The sequence below is a fragment of the Corynebacterium minutissimum genome (assembly GCF_016889765.1).
GTDB classification, from domain to species: Bacteria; Actinomycetota; Actinomycetes; order Mycobacteriales; family Mycobacteriaceae; genus Corynebacterium; species Corynebacterium minutissimum_B.
Genome location: NZ_CP069533.1, coordinates 553,837 through 568,862, shown reverse-complemented (window position 1 = coordinate 568,862; position 15,026 = coordinate 553,837). Strand labels below are relative to the sequence as shown.

The following is a 15,026-nucleotide window of genomic DNA, read 5'->3' as shown; positions in this document are numbered from 1 at the left end:
GGCTTGGAGGAATTAATTGATAAATCCCACGCCCGGCTTAAAGGTCATCGACACGGCTTCGTGAACCGGGGAATCCGGCCTCAGCAGATCGTCAACGCGCAGCCACCGCATGTGGGCTTCCTCGCGAGTGACGGTGACGAAGCTATAGCCGTGGCTATCCAAGTCAACGTGCTTACAGTGTGGGTTGGCCGCGCGCAGCACCTGCTGTGCGGTGTGGGAGATGGCATTGCCCGGGCGCATGTTGAGCGCCTCGTTGATGTTGGGCGCAGAAATGGAGGCGCACACCATTTCCGCGCCCACGATGCGGTCGCCCTTGGAGATGGTGTGGGCCCATTCGGTGTGGATGTCCCCGGTGAGGAAGATGGTGTGGTCCGGGAGGGCGTCGATAAGCGCACGGCGCTCGGCTGAATACCCATCCCACTGATCACCGTTGACGGGGATGCTCGTGATGTTGCTCGTCAGGGCCCGGGCCACCTGCGCAGTCACGGAATTCTCCTGCAGTGTTACTAGGTTGAGCGGGGCAAACATGACGGAATTGCCCAGCAGCTTCCACCGAGCGTGAGAGGTCTCAATCTTGCTCAGCAGCCAGGTGTACTGCTCCGAACCCAGCATCGAGCGGCCTTCCTTAGTGAACGCCACGGGGTTCCAGGAGACCTGCTCATCGCGGTAGGTGCGCAGGTCCATCATGGTCAGCTCCACCAGATCACCAAAAGTCAGCGAGCGGTAGAGATGCCCCGCCTCGGACGGCGCAGTGGCGCGCACCGGCATCCACTCGAAGTAAGCACGCATAGCCGCCGACTGACGCGTGGCCCAGGGCCCTTCCGTAGCCGGGTCGTGGTTTTCTGCGCCGCCGGACCAGCTATCGTTCGCAATCTCGTGGTCATCCCACACCACTACCCACGGCAGCGCGCCGTGCGCGGCCTGCAGGTCAAGGTCGGTACGGTAGCGGCCGTAGCGCGTACGGTAATCCGCCAGCGTCGTGATCTCGTGTGCCGGGTGGTGCAGGCGCACCGGGCCGAAACCGGAATAGGCGCCGGACCGGTATTCATATATGTAATCGCCCAAAAAGACCATGTAATCGAGCTGATCTGCATGAGCGCGCTGCGCGATGTCACGGTAGGCGCTGAAGAACCCCGACTCCCAGTTCGCGCACGACGCCACACCGAAGGTGAGCTTCTCCGGTGACGCACTTGCCGCCGGTGCCGTCTTGGTGCGGCCGATGGGGGAGGAGACCCCGTCCACCAGGAAACGATAAAAATATACCGTGTCCGGCTCCAGACCATGCGGATCCACGTGCACCGTATGGTCATGCTCCGCAGTGGCTAGGGTGCGCCCGCGCTTGACGACGTCCCCCATCTCCCCATCCCGGGCCACCTCCCACTCCACGGTGACCGTTGGGCCGAGTCCGCTGCCCGGCAGCGCCTCATCCGTGGGGGTTACGCGCGTCCACAAGATAACCGAATCTGGAATCGGATCTCCCGAGGCCACGCCATGGAGGAAAGGCAATTCGCCTTGCGGCGGTTCCACTAGGCCGAGCGAAGCGGTGGAATTCGGATCGGCGGCGGAGGCAGAAGAGGCGGCGAGGGAAGCGGCCGTGGCGGTGGCCAGGCCGGAGGCGTGAAGGAGGCGGCGACGAGAGAAGGAACGGCGCATGCCTTTACGGTTTCTCCACTGAAGCATAAGCGCAACTTGAGGCGTGAGAATTCGCTCGCTGGTTAAGAACCGTTTTCCCGCATGTTACGAAGGCTTTACCCCTAGGGGTGGAAGGATTTCCAGAAGCGGAGGTTTATGGCTATAACTTATTTTTATGAAGAAGTTCTCTCGCGCGGTTCTCGCCGCATCCTTGTCCGTATCCCTGTCCTTGTCCGTCGTCCCCGCACACGCAGAGGTGGAGGCTCCTGCCGTAGAGCCGGCCGCCTCGGAGGCTTCGGTTTCTGAATCCTCCATGCCTGATTTTGGCGGTGACCTCTCGTCTGACCTGAACGTTGAATCGTCCAGCAAGGAAGAAGCCGGCGATGCTGAAGGCCAGCAGTCCTCCCAGGGCGAAAAGATTGCCTTGGGCGTGGGCATCACCGCTGCTGTTCTCGCCGCCGTCGCTGGTGGCGTGTACTGGGCCGTACAGCAGCGCATCATCCCGAACCCGCTGCCGGGCGTCATTCCTTCGCCGCCGGCACCGGCACCTGCACCGGCACCTGCTCCGGCACCTGCTCCCGCCCCGGCACCTGCGCCGAAGCCCGAGCCTGCTCCGGCCCCTAAGCCTGCGCCTCAGCCAGCTCCTGCGCCGAAGCCGGCTCCGAAACCTGCACCTGCCCCGGCACCGCGTCCGGCTCCTGCTACCTACGGTCGCTGCCTTGATGTGTGGAACGCACTGGGCCGTCCCATCTACCCGAGCGACCCGGGTTTCCAGTCCAAGTTTGACCGCGATGGTGATGGCGTAGGCTGCGAGCGCGATCCTCGTTAAGCTAGAGCGCATGAGCGCTTTTTCTTCCATCGAGTCCTGGCCTGTCGATACCGTTGCCGGTGCGCTGCTGCACCGCGGCGAGGTAGTGGAGCAGGTGGGTGATACCTCCCGCCGCTTCCCCGTCGCGTCAGTGACCAAGCTGGTGGCCGCATATGGGGTGATGGTGGCCGTGGAAGAAGGTGCGGTGGAGCTGGACCAACCAGCTGGTCCTGAAGGCTCCACGTTGCGCCACCTTTTGGCGCATACCTCCGGCGTGGGTTTTGATTCCCGCGAACCGCAAAAACCCGTGGGGCAGCGGCGCATCTATTCCTCGGCGGGCTATGAGTGGGCCGCAGAGGTAGTGGAGAAGGCCACCGAGATTCCTTTCCCTGAGTACCTCGCTGAGGGTGTCTATGCTCCCTTGGGCATGTCCGCCACCACGCTTGAGGGCTCTGCTGGGCATGGTCTGACGTCTACGGTGGAGGACCTTGTCGCTTTTGCCCGTGAGGTGCAGTCGTCACAGTTGCTGGATCCCTCGACGGTGGCTGAGATGACACGCGTCCAATTCCCTGGTCTGCGCGGTATTGTTCCGGGCTATGGCAGCTTCAAAGACTGCACGTGGGGTCTGGGCTTTGAGATTCATGGTGAGAAAGACCAGTGGATGGGGAGCTTGCCTTCCGATGCTGTTGGCCACTTCGGCATGAGCGGCACCTTCCTCTGGGTGGCCGGCGAGTGGGCCATGGTGGCGTTGACTGACCGTGACTTCGGAGACTGGTGCAAGCCCCTGTGGGCAGAAACCAACACGGCCATCTGGGAGGAATGCCAGTCCCGCTAGCCGCGCTGGGAAAGCTTCACGCGGTTGGTGAAGCTGGTCCGCACGGGGGTAGTGGGGGTGCTGTGGCTGCGGCGCATCTACGTGGCTAATGTAAACGTTTGTGGCTTCAGTGATTCATGAGGCGATTTTCGAGGGGGAAGTCTCAAGCTTAACTTGAGGCTGCGGGGGTTTAAGTGCAGGTTGAGGGTTGATGGGGCGCGAGTGGCAGGGGGAAAATTGTGGTCACACTTCAGACGCACCGCACCGTGATGCAGACAAGTTCGTAGGGGAAGACGAAGCTCGTCTTGCGTCGGCTTGAGTCGGCGTGCCATCACACGGACGTCAAAGGAGACACAGGAGTGAATCTACGCGTTCACCCGCAACAGGCTGATGCGTCGGCGTCAGCCTCGTCAGCGAGCCCAGTCGGTGACTCGCTTGCTCATGCAGCACAAAGCTGGCCCAATCGGGTCAGCGGTGAGGTCTGCACAGCCGTGCTGCAGATTTCAGGCATGCCCCGCTGCCTGCGCCCAGCCATCGAGCGGGCTATGGCGCGCTGCATTCGCAGCGAAAGCGAATTCATCGTGCCTGGCGATGATCCCCTCACCGCGCAGTGGTGTACGCGCTGGTGCCGCGATGCCGACTGGGACCCCGTCAGCGGGAAGACGCTGGGCGGCGCTGCGTGCGGCGTAGGTATCGGCTGCCGTCAGGTACTCACCGGCACGCCCAGCGAGCTGGAGGCCCTAGGTCGTGCGGTGGAGATGCTGGCAGGGGAGTATGGTTTTCGGGCCGTCGTCAAGCGCGCCGCCTGAACCCTAATCCTCGAAAGGATCGAAGATGCGCTCAGGGAGATCTGCTACGGAATTGATGATGCGTGTCGGGCGGAAGGGGTAGCGTTCAATCTCACGGTCATCACTGATTCCAGAGCGTACGAGGATGCTGCGCATACCGGCTTCCAAGCCAGACTTGACGTCGGTATCCATGCGGTCACCAATCATGACTGTGTTCTCCGAGTGTGCGCCGATGTTGTTCAGCGCACTGCGCATCATGACCGGGTTCGGCTTGCCCACGTAGTAGGGCTCGCGGTTCGTTGCCGCAGTAATGAGCGCGGCCACCGCTCCGGTAGCCGGCAGTACGCCCTGGGGTGCCGGACCGGTGACATCCGGATTGGTGGCGATGAAACGTGCACCGTTGCGAATGAGATTGATAGCCGTGGTGATGGCCTCAAAAGAATAGGTGCGCGTCTCACCCAAGACCACGAAATCCGCGTCAGTGTCATTGAGAATCCAGCCCGCCTCATGCAGGGCAGTGGTGAGGCCAGATTCGCCTACGACGTAGGCAGTGGACAGCCCCGCCTGATTCGACAGGAACGCCGCGGTAGCCGTCGCCGAAGTCCAGATGCGCTCCGCCGGGATATCCAGGCCGGTGTTCTTCAGGCGTGCGGAGAGATCGCGCGGCGTCGACATCGAGTTATTAGTCAGCACCATGTACTCGATGTCATTATCTTTCAGCGTCTGGATGAAGGCGTCCGCGCCGGGAATCATTTCACCTTCCTTGATGAGGACGCCGTCCATGTCAGAGAGATAAGAAATCACGAGTGTTCCTCCAGATAATCAGCAAGGTCGCCCACCGTGGTCACGGAGAGCATGGTTTCTTCATCAAGGCGCACCCCACAGGCCTCTTCGAGGCGAACGGCCAGCTCAATGCGCTCCAGTGACTCCACCCCAAGGTCTTCCAAGAGGGCATCGCGCTCCAAGCCTTCCTCGATGCCCGTGACTTTCGTGATGAGGCGAGTGAGTTCGCCGTACGTGTCGCCGGCAGGTGCCGAATCGGTGTTCTCGGCCGGTGCTGAGCCGAAGCGGGCTGCGAGTTGTGCGGAAAGGTCGTTAGCCATGTGCATCAGTCTAGTATTGAAATGTCATGGTTTATCGAGCACGCTCCTCCGCAATCGCCCGCAGCTGGACCCGCCGGGTCCGCCCACAAATGCGTCGCGTCGAGCATACTGTCTATTCGCAATTGCACGATCTCACCACGGAACCAGGGCTGACGCAGGTCAGTGACCACGGCTTCGTGGACAACGATGGCGTGCGCGTGGCCTGGTATGAAGTCGGGCCTTCCGATGCCGCGGTGACCGCTGTTTTTATTCACGGATACTGCTTGTCTGCGGGGAGCTTCTACTCCCAAGTCGAGGACGTCCGCGCGAATTACCCCTCGGTGCGCTGCTTGCTTGTCGACGTCCGCGGCCACGGTCTCACCACCCACGTCACCCCCTCCGAGTGCACGGTTCGGGGCGCAGCCGACGACGTGCTAGCCGTGATTGCTGAGCGTGCCGCTTCCGGACCTCTCGTCGTGCTGGGCCATTCCATGGGCGGGATGATTGCCCTCAATCTCCTTCGGCGCGCACCTCGACAGGTGGCCCAGCGCATTGACGGCATGGTGCTGGTGTCGACCTCCATGCAGCGCTTTGCCGCAGAGGGGGTTGCGCGAATCCTCGAAACACAGTTTATGAAAGCGGTGTACCGGACTTGCTTGCGGCTTCCAGAACGCGCAAACAACGCGCGCTTTGAGATAGCCGCCGTGGTGGCCCCAGCCTTTGCGGCGCTTTTGCAAGGCTTTCCCCAGATGGACAAGCTACAGTTCCACGTGTCCATGCTTCTCGATACCCCGATGTCGAGCTACTCTGGCTTCTTCGATGACCTCGTGAGGCACTCCGAATTCGGTGCCGCCGCTCGTCTGCGCGATATCCCGGGCGAAATTGTGGTGGGCAAGCAAGACATTGTCACCCCACACCGCCAATCTGAGGTCATTGCCCGCCACTGGCCTTCCGCCAACCTCACCGCTATCGATGGTGCTGGGCATATGGTCATCTTGGAAGAACCTAGCGAGGTCTCCAAAGCTTTGGGCCGGGTCCTCGACCGTGTGCTCGCTAGTTCCCGCTGATATTGGCTGAGACCTTGGTTGACCGTGGCTGAGCCCGTTTGCTGATGTCGGTCGTGCCCGTTGCTGATGGCGCCGACCCTTTTGCTTGTGGCGCCGAGCCACGCGCGGTGACCGAACTGCCCGATCTGCCAAAGTTATCGCCTCTGACTCGATTTCTGGAGCCAAAATTGTCACCTAGGGCAGTTGCCCTTATGGCTTTGAGCATGAGAATGCCCCTTCTGCCCGAAGCGGGGCAGAAGGGGCTGGAGGGCTAGAAGCTTTGAAGCCCTAAGCCTTAGTCCTCATCGGAGGACCTGGAGGTAGTGGCAGTCGGGTCATCGAGCTTCAGGTCGCGAGCAGCCTGCTGCACGACACTGCGCTCGACCTTGCCCTCGCGAGCCAGGCCCTCGAGGACAGCGACGACGATGGACTCGGCATCGTTGTTGAAGAAGCGGCGAGCGCCTTCGCGCGTATCGGAGAAGCCGAAGCCATCTGTGCCCAAGACGATGTACTCGCCCGGGACGTAGGGGCGAATCTGCTCCTGCAAGTCCGTGGCGAAGTCGGAGACACCGATGAACGGTCCCTCGAAGCCCTTAAGCTGAGTGGTGGCGAAGGCCTCGGTCGGGGCTTCACCCTTGCGCAGGGCCTCCTGGTTGCGGGCAGCACCATCGCGGGCCAGGTTGACCCAGGAGGTGACGGAGAACAGAGCCGCCTTGACGTCGAACTGCTCAGCCAGAATCTCCTGGGCACGCAGTGCCTCATACATACCGACACCGGAAGCCAGGATGTTGGCCGGGATGGAGCCTGACTCAGCGGTGTTGTAATGGTAGATACCCTTGTGCAGGCCTTCAACGTCGAGGTTCTCCGGCTCAGCCGGCTGCTTCACCGGCTCGTTGTACACGGTGAGGTAGTACATGACAGGCTCGTGGTCCTCGCCGTACATGCGCTCAATACCGCGCGGAACGAGGTGAGCAATCTCGTAACCGAAGGCAGGATCGTAGACCTCGACGGCCGGGTTGGTCGACGCCAAAATAGGGGAGTGGCCATCCATGTGCTGCAGGCCCTCACCGGTCAGGGTGGTGCGGCCGGCGGTAGCACCGATGATGAAGCCGCGGCCCAGCTGGTCGGCGGCGGCCCAGAAGGCATCGCCAGTGCGCTGGAAGCCGAACATCGAGTAGAAGATGTACAGCGGAATCATGGCCTCGCCCTGCGTGGCGTAGGACGTTGCTGCCGCAGTAAAGGAGGCGGCAGCGCCGGCCTCAGAAATACCCTCGTGGAGGATCTGGCCATCCGTGGCCTCACGGTAGGAGAGCATGAGGTCGTGGTCCACCGGCACGTAGTTCTGGCCGCGCGGGTTCCAGATCTTCAACGTCGGGAACCAGGAGTCCATACCGAAGGTACGGGCCTCATCCGGGATGATCGGCACCACGCGCTTGCCCAGTTCCTTATCGCGCATGAGCTCCTTGAAGGTACGGACCAGCGCCATGGTGGTAGCCACATCCTGCTTGCCAGAACCCTTGCGCACCGAACGCAGCTTAGACAAATCCGGGGTAGTCAGCGGAGTGAAGTTCTCACGGCGCTCCGGAAGGAAGCCGCCGAGCTCTTTACGACGCTCCAGCATGTACTTGATTTCCGGAGTCTCCGGACCCGGGTGGTAGTACGGCGGCAGGTACGGATCTGCCTCCAGCTGTTCGTCCGTAATCGGGATACCCTGCTTATCGCGGAAGAGCTTGAGGTCCTCCAGGGTCAGCTTCTTCATCTGGTGGGTAGCGTTGCGGCCCTCGAAGTTGTGGCCCAGGCCGTAGCCCTTAATGGTGTGGGCCAGAATAACGGTCGGGCGGCCGGTGCCGGCGTAACTCAGAGCCTTGTCATACGCGGCGTAGATCTTGCGGTAGTCGTGACCACCGCGGCGCAGTGCCCAAATCTCATCGTCAGTCATGTCCTCGACCAGCTTGAGCGTGCGCTCATCGCGGCCGAAGAAGTGCTCGCGCACGTAGGCGCCGTCGTTGGCCTTGAAGGTCTGGTAGTCACCATCCGACGTGGTGTTCATGATGTTGACCAGGGCGCCTTCCTTGTCGGCGTCGAGAAGCTTGTCCCAGCCACGGCCCCACACGACCTTGATGACGGACCAGCCAGCGCCGCGGAAGAAGGACTCCAGCTCCTGGATGATCTGGGTATTACCGCGCACAGGGCCATCGAGGCGCTGCAGATTACAGTTCACCACGAAGGTGAGGTTGTCTAACTCGTAGAGGGACGCCATCTGTAGCAGACCGCGGGACTCCGGCTCATCCATCTCGCCGTCACCCAGGAAGGCCCAGACGTGCTGCTTCGAGGTGTCCTTGATGCCGCGGGTCTCCAGGTACTTGTTGAAGCGAGCCTGGTAGATAGCGTTAATCGGGCCGAGACCCATAGATACAGTCGGGAACTCCCAGAAATCCGGCATAAGGCGCGGGTGTGGGTAGGAGGGCAGACCCTTGTCTTCGCCACGGGAGTGCTCCTGGCGGAAGCTGTCCATATCTTCCTCGGTTAGGCGACCTTCCATGAAGGCGCGGGCATATACACCCGGGGAAGCGTGACCCTGGAAGAAGATCTGGTCACCGCCGGACGGATCGTCCTTGCCCTTGAAGAAGTGGTTCAGGCCCACTTCGTAGAGCGGGGCAGCGCCAGCGTAGGTGGAGATGTGGCCGCCCACGCCAATGCCTGGGCGCTGTGCGCGGTGCACCATGATGGCTGCGTTCCAGCGGATCCAGCGGCGGTAGCGCTTCTCCAACTCCTCATCGCCCGGGAACTCCGGCTCGAGAGAGGTGGGGATGGTGTTCACAAAGTCTGTGGACGTCAGGGACGGCAGCGGTACGCGTTTTGCCGTGGCGCGCTCAAGCAGGCGCAGCATGAGGTAGCGGGCGCGTTCCGGATCGGAAGAATCCAACAGACCGTCGAGGGATTCCATCCACTCACGGGTCTCTTCCGGGTCGTTATCGTGCAGGTACGCGGCTACGCCATCGCGAACGATGGGGAAGTTGGAGTCGCCGTTTTTGGCGTCCAAGTCGGCCATGGAATCCTCCTGGTTCGTGGTACAAAGATCTGTCACAAGGATACGCGCCTCTTTTTGGGGAGACACGTCGAGGCCCCCACGGGTGGTTTTACGGGGGAAAATGTCCACTTCTAGGCAGATTCGGGGGAGGTTCGACGCGAAAAAGTGCACCGCAGACGTTAAAATACTCTGCATGACAACGACAACTCCATCGGAAGGAACTCAACACGTGACCGGATCGGCAGCCAAGCTCGGCATCAAAGAGGGACAGATTGCCCTCGAGCTCGGGTGGGACGAGGACTGCGATTCCACGATTTCCGAGTCCATTGAGGACGTACTGGGAGATGACTTCCTTGACGAGGAAACCGACGAGCTGTGTGACGTTGTGCTGCTGTGGTGGCGCGCTGAAGATGGCGACTTGGTTGATGGCCTTGTAGACGCTACCCGTCCCCTCGGGGACTCGGGCCGTATCTGGCTGATGACTCCGGGCGCTGGAAAGCCAGGCAACTTGGAGCCGGGCGAGATTTCTGAATCCGCTCAGCTGGCTGGCCTCGTGCAGACCAAGGCTGAGCGCCTCGGCGAGTGGCAGGGCTCCTGCCTCGTTGCTCGCGGCTACACCAAGAAGCCTTAAGGGTTAAGAAGAAAACCCTGCTCAGGTGGTATTCGTAGCAACAAGAGGGACCCTGATTTGTTGCTGCGGGTGCCTATAGGCTAATCTTGTGCGAGCGCACCAAGTGCACTGCGGCTTTAGCTCAGCTGGAAGAGCAACTGGTTTACACCCAGTAGGTCGGGGGTTCGATCCCCTCAGGCCGCACCAAATGAAACCCCTTTCCGTTAAGTCGGAGAGGGGTTTCGTCGTGCTCGGAGGGCGGGTGCTCTAGGGTGAAGGCTGGGGCCGTTTATGCAGATGAATAATCATTGTTAGCAAATGGTTATTGACTGCATTTTTCATTAGTCGTAGGTTTATAGCCGAACGATGTAATCTGGGTGGGGGAGACGACTAACCACACAAACCCGCGCTAAAACAGCAAACATGTATTGAAGAGGATGGCATTGATGCGTAAACAGAAAAGCGCAGCCTACTGGTGGAGCGTTACTGTCGTTGTAGTGCTGTTCATCGCAACGCTTGTAATCAATTATCTAGCAGGACTAAGTGCTGATGAATCATACTTTGGAGCACATTGGTGGCATCGTCTGGCGTGGGTTACGCCACTGTTGTTCTTGGCTTCTTTGATTTGGGCCTGGTTCGAGCACAGGAAGATGCATCGGTATCCGCATTGACCCATATTTAGTAGCGTCGGGCGTGAATGAGAAGGAAGCCTTTGCGCTTGGGTGAAAGATGCTTTTGCTCTAGTGGGGAGTGTCGATCCTGCTTTAGCCAATTGGATGACCGGGACTAGCACTGTTAGTGCGGTGTATAACAGGCGTCCGGAATATGAACAGGTCAACAGGTACGTTTTGTCTTGTTGACCTGTTCAGCTCATGACAAGGGGCCTTGTCCTTGCCTTCTCTGCGTTTTAAGGGCCGAGGCTAGAAGCGTTCGTGGCCGCGCTCGCGGATTTTCTCGTAGAAGTCCGGCTTAGAGCCGCCGTACCGCGAGCGGGTGCGCCGCGAGGAGGCCGGAGCAGCTTCGGTGGAGGGCGCTGTGGTGTCGGGCTCGTCCTGCTGTGGTGCAGGAGACTGCGAGGACTCTGTCACGGAAGGGTCAGTCTCGTCGGTGGTGGGGCCATCGACGGCAGCGGCAGCCGCAGCAAGTGCAGCTTCCTCCTCGCGGGCGCGGCGGCGTTCCCTGATTTCAGACCAGACGAAATATGCGAAGCCCAGCGGCGCCATGATGCCGAAGGCAATCCACTGGTAGCCATAGGACAGGTGGTTGCCGCGGTCCAGCTTCGGGATCGGGAGGGTATTGAGCTCACCGGGCTGATCGGGAGTGAGTTGGAGGTAGTCGTGGGCGAGGGGGACGTCGGTAAGCTCCGCGATCTGTTCCGTATGGATGGAGTAGACCTGCATGTAGCCTTGCTGCTCAGTCGGGGCGGAGGAGTGCTGGGGCTCATTGGCGCGGGCCATTGCCTCGATAGTGACCTCCGCGCTCGGGGCCTTGTCGATGTGGGGCACGGCGTTGCCCTCGTCCGTGGGTACCCATCCACGGTTGACCAACAGCGTCATGCCCGAGGTGGTCTCAAAAGGCACGAGCGATTGGAACGCGGGACTCGACCCCACCGGGCGCAGGCGCAGCAACACCTCTTGGTCGGGGAGGTAGTGGCCGGTCAGCTCAGCTCGCGTCCACTCCTTGTTGAGAGTGCCGTCGGCAGAGAAGACTTCCTCAATCGGCTGCGGATCGGAGTCGTAGGCTTCCTCAATGAGGTGGTTGCGTTCCACAATCTGGTCGTCTTTGCCCAGCTGCCACGGCGCGAGCACCGTGAAGGTGAGATAGCTAAAAGCGACGACAAAGATGAGCAGGAGTACCCACCCAGGCTTGAGGAACGTCTTGAGCATGGGGCCCAGTCTAGTCGCGCTGCTGGCGAATCCAATCGAGCAGGCCCGGCACGGACGCGTCAATCTCTTTGCGGGTGCGCTCAAAGTCCTCCTCGGTGCCGTAGAAGGGATCCTCTACGCTGGCATCCTCCGGGGAGTTCGGATCGAAGCTGCGCATGAGGCGCACCTTCTCCTCAGGAATGCCGCGCTCAAGAAGGGCATCGCGGTGGCCAGTATCCATGGCCACGAAGAGATCGGCGTCCATGTGCTCTTCACCGAGCTGGCTGGCGCGGTGGTGGGCACCATCGTGGCCGCCACGGCGTAGCTCAGCCACAGCGCGCTCATCGGCTCCCTGGCCCACGTGCCAGCCGCCGAGGCCGCACGAGGAAACACGCGCCAGAAGATCGAGCATGTCGGTCTCCATGGCATCGTGGGTGATGATTTCCGCCATTGGTGAGCGGCAAATATTGCCAGTGCACACAAAGACGATGTGGAGCTGATTGTCGTTCTCCGGAGGCGTCATGGAAGGGGACTCCTTACAAATTCGAGGGTGCGCTGGCGAACGAAAGCTAGGATATAGCAGCAACGCGACTGACGTGAAACCCACCTTCAACTAAGGAGCATACGAGATGGCAGAACGCACGACTGTCGGCGAAATTCGCCGCGTGATCCATGAGGCCTACCCACCAGAATTGGCCGAATCATGGGACGCGGTGGGCTTGGTCTGTGGGGACCCGCAGGATGACGTCAGCACCGTGGCCTTTGCTCTTGATTGCACGCAAGAGGTGGCGGATAAGGCCGTGGAACTCGGCGCGCAGATGCTCATCGTGCACCACCCGCTGCTCATGCGCGGCGTGACCTCAGTCGCGGCGGATACTCCGAAGGGCAAGGTCATCCACACTCTCATCCGCAATGGGGTGGCGTTGCTCTCCGCGCACACCAATGCGGACAAGGCTCGCCCCGGCGTTAATGACAAGCTGGCGGAACTTGTGGGAATTAAACCCGGCCGCCCCATCGTGCCGGTGGAGCCGTATGACAACCTTGATGAAGCCCTCGGGCTCGGTCGCATTGGAGAGCTGCCGGAAGCCATCACTCTGCGGGAGTTCACTCAGCGCGTGGCCGAGGCCCTTCCGAAGACCGAGTGGGGCGTGCGTGCGGCCGGTGATCCGGAGCGGATGGTCAAGCGCGTGGCGGTCTCTAGCGGTTCGGGAGACTCCTTCCTCGATAAGGCAGCTGCATTGGGCGTGGACGTCTATGTCACGTCTGACCTGCGCCACCACCCGGTGGATGAGCACCTGCGCGCTGCCCACCTCATGGAGCCGGAAGGCCCGGCGGTGGTGGATACCGCGCACTGGGCCAGCGAATTTCCCTGGACCGCCCAGGCGCGCGATATTGTGGAGAGCGTAGTGCGCGTGAAGACGGAGATTATTGATATCCGCACCGACCCTTGGACGATTTCTGCGCAGAAGGAGAACTAAATGAAGCTGTCACAGGACCTGCAGCAGACCTTGCTTGAACTGGCCACGTTGGAGCGCACCCAGGCACTGGGTGGTACCGCCACCATTCCTGAACAAGAGGAATACGAGAAGGCCCAGGCCGCACACGCCCGGCTTGTCGACGCCTCCGGTTCCGCCCAACTCGCCGTCGACGACATGGAACTGGAAATCCTGCGCATCCAGGCCGATGAGCGCAAGCTGCGCCAGCGCGAGCGCGACGACAAAGCCCAGCTCGGCGCCGCTACCGACCCAGAGCAGCGCAAGGATCTTGAGCACGATCTCTATGCAGCCAAGTCCCGCATTGCAGACCTGATGAGCGAGCTGCAGGAAGCCCACAACGAAATTCACGCTCTGCGCGCCAACTTGGATGTGCATGGCGCGAAGTTGTCTGATTCTGAGCGCAAGCTCGAGGTGCTCAAACGTGCGGCGGAAGCTGCTCAGGAAGCCGCAGCGAACCAGCCGGACCCGCAGGTGCGCATCAACGAGCTGCGCGAACAGCTGCCGGCGGATGTCCTCGACGAGTATGAGACCGTGCGTGAAGAAAACGGCGTCGGTGCAGCGGCGTTTACCGGCCGTGCCTGCGGCGGTTGCTTCATTGTGTTGCCGCCGGCTGAGCAGAACGCGGTGCGCAACGCGGCTGCCGACGTCCTCCCGCAGTGCGGCGACTGCGGTTCCTACCTGGTGCGCCCGGCATCATGAAACTCGTCATCTTCGCTGATGGCGGCTCTCGCGGCAACCCCGGCATTGCCGGCTCCGGTACCGCGGTCTACAACGAAGACCGCTCGCAGCTGCTGAAGGAAATCGCTTACGTCGTAGGCCAGAAATCCACCAACAACGTGGCCGAATACCATGGGCTCCTCCGTGGCCTTGAAGCCGCCGTGGAGCTGGGAGCGGATGAGGTGGAGTTCTATATGGACTCCAAACTCGTGGTGGAACAGATGAACGGTCGCTGGAAAATCAAGCACCCCGACATGCAAAAACTCGCCCTTGAGGCTCGTGGCCTACTCAACCAGATTGGCAGCTACACCCTCGAGTGGGTCCCACGCGCCCAGAACTCGGTGGCCGATGAACTCTCCAACGTCGCCATGGACGCCGCCGCGAAGGGCGAGCCCGTTGGCATCCTCGATATGGGTAGTGGGGAGGCGGGGGAGACGTCGCCAAGCACTGCGCCTGCCGAAACCGCAACCGATTCCTGGAAGGCCTCCGATTGGCGCCTCGAGACCGGCCCCGTGACGCGCTTTATCCTGCTGCGCCACGGACAAACCGCTATGTCTGCTGCCAAACAGTATTCCGGACGCGCGAACCCGGAGCTCACCGAATTGGGAAAGAAGCAGGCACTCGCTGCCGCCCAGGCCTTGGCGGATACCCACATCGACGCCGTGGTGTGCTCCCCGTTGCGCCGCTGCCAGCAGACCGCCGCCGCGGTAGTGGAGGGCCGGGACCTGCAGGTGGAGACCGTAGAGGGGCTCATCGAGGTGGACTTTGGCCGCTGGGAAGGCAAAACCTTCGCCGAAGCCGACGCCGCCGACCCTGAGCTCCACGCGCGCTGGCTGCAGGATACCTCCGTGTCCTGCCCCGGTGGTGAGTCCCTACGCGCGGTTCACCGCCGCGTCAGTGCTGCTCGGCGTGACCTGCAAAAGCGCTACGAAGGCAAAACTGTGCTCGTGGTCTCCCACGTCAACCCGATTAAGTCCTTCGTGCGCCAGGCGCTCGATTCCGGCCCGCAGACCCCTAACCACCTGTTCCTGGAGCTGGCTTCGTTGAGCGAAGTTGAGTTCTTCGATGGCGGTAGCACCCTGCACCGATTTAACGATGTGGGGCATCTGGGCGCGCTGCGATAAACTAACAGGCGCG

Annotated in this window: 14 protein-coding genes and 1 tRNA gene; 9 read left to right on the top strand and 6 right to left on the bottom strand. The window is 61.3% G+C overall.

Translation table 11 applies throughout. The features are described from left to right. Positions 1-12 precede the first annotated feature (12 nt). The gene (locus I6J26_RS02620; protein ID WP_239121812.1) at positions 13-1,680 is read right to left on the bottom strand and encodes an alkaline phosphatase D family protein; all 1,668 of its coding nucleotides are present in this window, start codon (positions 1,678-1,680) and stop codon (positions 13-15) included. Between the two features lie 127 nt (positions 1,681-1,807). Between I6J26_RS02620 and I6J26_RS02615 the strand changes: the two genes are divergently transcribed. The 3 genes from I6J26_RS02615 to I6J26_RS02605 all read left to right on the top strand — a co-directional run bounded on the left by I6J26_RS02615 (position 1,808) and on the right by I6J26_RS02605 (position 4,063). Further along, positions 1,808-2,461, top strand: coding sequence for an excalibur calcium-binding domain-containing protein (locus I6J26_RS02615; protein ID WP_115023026.1), 654 nt, complete (start codon positions 1,808-1,810; stop codon positions 2,459-2,461). Between the two features lie 10 nt (positions 2,462-2,471). Continuing rightward, positions 2,472-3,275 (top strand): serine hydrolase domain-containing protein, encoded by an 804-nt coding sequence (locus I6J26_RS02610; protein ID WP_115023024.1) that lies wholly within the window; start codon positions 2,472-2,474, stop codon positions 3,273-3,275. A gap of 338 nt (positions 3,276-3,613) precedes the next feature. Beyond that, positions 3,614-4,063 carry a hypothetical protein gene (locus I6J26_RS02605; protein ID WP_115023023.1) on the top strand — a complete coding sequence of 150 codons (450 nt, stop codon included), beginning with the start codon at positions 3,614-3,616 and terminating at the stop codon, positions 4,061-4,063. 3 nt (positions 4,064-4,066) lie between these two features. On the opposite strand, the gene I6J26_RS02600 is transcribed toward I6J26_RS02605, so the two are convergent. Next, positions 4,067-4,846: an HAD-IIA family hydrolase gene (locus I6J26_RS02600; protein ID WP_115023021.1), complete on the bottom strand. Its 780-nt coding sequence runs from the start codon at positions 4,844-4,846 to the stop codon at positions 4,067-4,069. Further along, a complete protein-coding gene (locus I6J26_RS02595) occupies positions 4,843-5,145 on the bottom strand; it encodes an acyl carrier protein (protein ID WP_115023018.1) in 303 nt (100 codons plus the stop codon). Before I6J26_RS02595 ends, I6J26_RS02600 begins: the two co-directional genes overlap by 4 nt. Before the next feature lie 26 nt (positions 5,146-5,171). Here I6J26_RS02595 and I6J26_RS02590 point away from each other — a divergent pair, with 26 nt between their 5' ends. Then, positions 5,172-6,191: an alpha/beta fold hydrolase gene (locus I6J26_RS02590; protein ID WP_115023015.1), complete on the top strand. Its 1,020-nt coding sequence runs from the start codon at positions 5,172-5,174 to the stop codon at positions 6,189-6,191. Between the two features lie 274 nt (positions 6,192-6,465). On the opposite strand, the gene aceE is transcribed toward I6J26_RS02590, so the two are convergent. Beyond that, on the bottom strand, positions 6,466-9,222 hold the full coding sequence (gene aceE, locus I6J26_RS02585) for a pyruvate dehydrogenase (acetyl-transferring), homodimeric type (protein WP_115023013.1): 2,757 nt from the start codon (positions 9,220-9,222) through the stop codon (positions 6,466-6,468). Between the two features lie 172 nt (positions 9,223-9,394). Here aceE and I6J26_RS02580 point away from each other — a divergent pair, with 172 nt between their 5' ends. Beyond that, entirely contained in the window at positions 9,395-9,832 is a 438-nt protein-coding gene (locus I6J26_RS02580) for a DUF3052 domain-containing protein (protein WP_052319738.1), read from the top strand. 110 nt (positions 9,833-9,942) lie between these two features. After that, positions 9,943-10,018 (top strand) — tRNA-Val (locus I6J26_RS02575). Between the two features lie 713 nt (positions 10,019-10,731). Here I6J26_RS02575 and I6J26_RS02570 read toward each other — a convergent pair. Together I6J26_RS02570 and I6J26_RS02565 are read right to left on the bottom strand one after the other, a co-directional pair. Next, on the bottom strand, positions 10,732-11,697 hold the full coding sequence (locus I6J26_RS02570; RefSeq protein ID WP_115023010.1) for an SURF1 family cytochrome oxidase biogenesis protein: 966 nt from the start codon (positions 11,695-11,697) through the stop codon (positions 10,732-10,734). A gap of 10 nt (positions 11,698-11,707) precedes the next feature. Then, the gene (locus I6J26_RS02565; RefSeq protein WP_115023008.1) at positions 11,708-12,199 is read right to left on the bottom strand and encodes a low molecular weight protein-tyrosine-phosphatase; all 492 of its coding nucleotides are present in this window, start codon (positions 12,197-12,199) and stop codon (positions 11,708-11,710) included. Positions 12,200-12,305: 106 nt separating this feature from the next. On the opposite strand from I6J26_RS02565, the gene I6J26_RS02560 reads away from it, so the two are divergent. The 3 genes from I6J26_RS02560 to I6J26_RS02550 are packed head-to-tail and all read left to right on the top strand — an operon-like array spanning position 12,306 to position 15,013. After that, positions 12,306-13,154 (top strand): Nif3-like dinuclear metal center hexameric protein, encoded by an 849-nt coding sequence (locus I6J26_RS02560; RefSeq protein ID WP_115023006.1) that lies wholly within the window; start codon positions 12,306-12,308, stop codon positions 13,152-13,154. Further along, positions 13,155-13,871 (top strand): zinc ribbon domain-containing protein, encoded by a 717-nt coding sequence (locus I6J26_RS02555; RefSeq protein ID WP_115023004.1) that lies wholly within the window; start codon positions 13,155-13,157, stop codon positions 13,869-13,871. It abuts the gene before it with no gap. Next, entirely contained in the window at positions 13,868-15,013 is a 1,146-nt protein-coding gene (locus tag I6J26_RS02550; RefSeq protein ID WP_115023002.1) for a bifunctional RNase H/acid phosphatase, read from the top strand. The genes I6J26_RS02555 and I6J26_RS02550 overlap by 4 nt, the downstream gene beginning before the upstream one ends. Positions 15,014-15,026: the final 13 nt, after the last annotated feature.

Coding starts and splice junctions, on each gene's coding strand:
- I6J26_RS02620 (WP_239121812.1), bottom strand. CDS start 1,680: ATGCTTCAGTGGAGAAACCGTAAAGGCATGCGCCGTTCCTTCTCTCGT.
- I6J26_RS02615 (WP_115023026.1), top strand. CDS start 1,808: ATGAAGAAGTTCTCTCGCGCGGTTCTCGCCGCATCCTTGTCCGTATCC.
- I6J26_RS02610 (WP_115023024.1), top strand. CDS start 2,472: ATGAGCGCTTTTTCTTCCATCGAGTCCTGGCCTGTCGATACCGTTGCC.
- I6J26_RS02595 (WP_115023018.1), bottom strand. CDS start 5,145: ATGGCTAACGACCTTTCCGCACAACTCGCAGCCCGCTTCGGCTCAGCA.
- I6J26_RS02590 (WP_115023015.1), top strand. CDS start 5,172: ATGGTTTATCGAGCACGCTCCTCCGCAATCGCCCGCAGCTGGACCCGC.
- aceE (WP_115023013.1), bottom strand. CDS start 9,222: ATGGCCGACTTGGACGCCAAAAACGGCGACTCCAACTTCCCCATCGTT.
- I6J26_RS02580 (WP_052319738.1), top strand. CDS start 9,395: ATGACAACGACAACTCCATCGGAAGGAACTCAACACGTGACCGGATCG.
- I6J26_RS02570 (WP_115023010.1), bottom strand. CDS start 11,697: ATGCTCAAGACGTTCCTCAAGCCTGGGTGGGTACTCCTGCTCATCTTT.
- I6J26_RS02565 (WP_115023008.1), bottom strand. CDS start 12,199: ATGACGCCTCCGGAGAACGACAATCAGCTCCACATCGTCTTTGTGTGC.
- I6J26_RS02560 (WP_115023006.1), top strand. CDS start 12,306: ATGGCAGAACGCACGACTGTCGGCGAAATTCGCCGCGTGATCCATGAG.
- I6J26_RS02555 (WP_115023004.1), top strand. CDS start 13,155: ATGAAGCTGTCACAGGACCTGCAGCAGACCTTGCTTGAACTGGCCACG.
- I6J26_RS02550 (WP_115023002.1), top strand. CDS start 13,868: ATGAAACTCGTCATCTTCGCTGATGGCGGCTCTCGCGGCAACCCCGGC.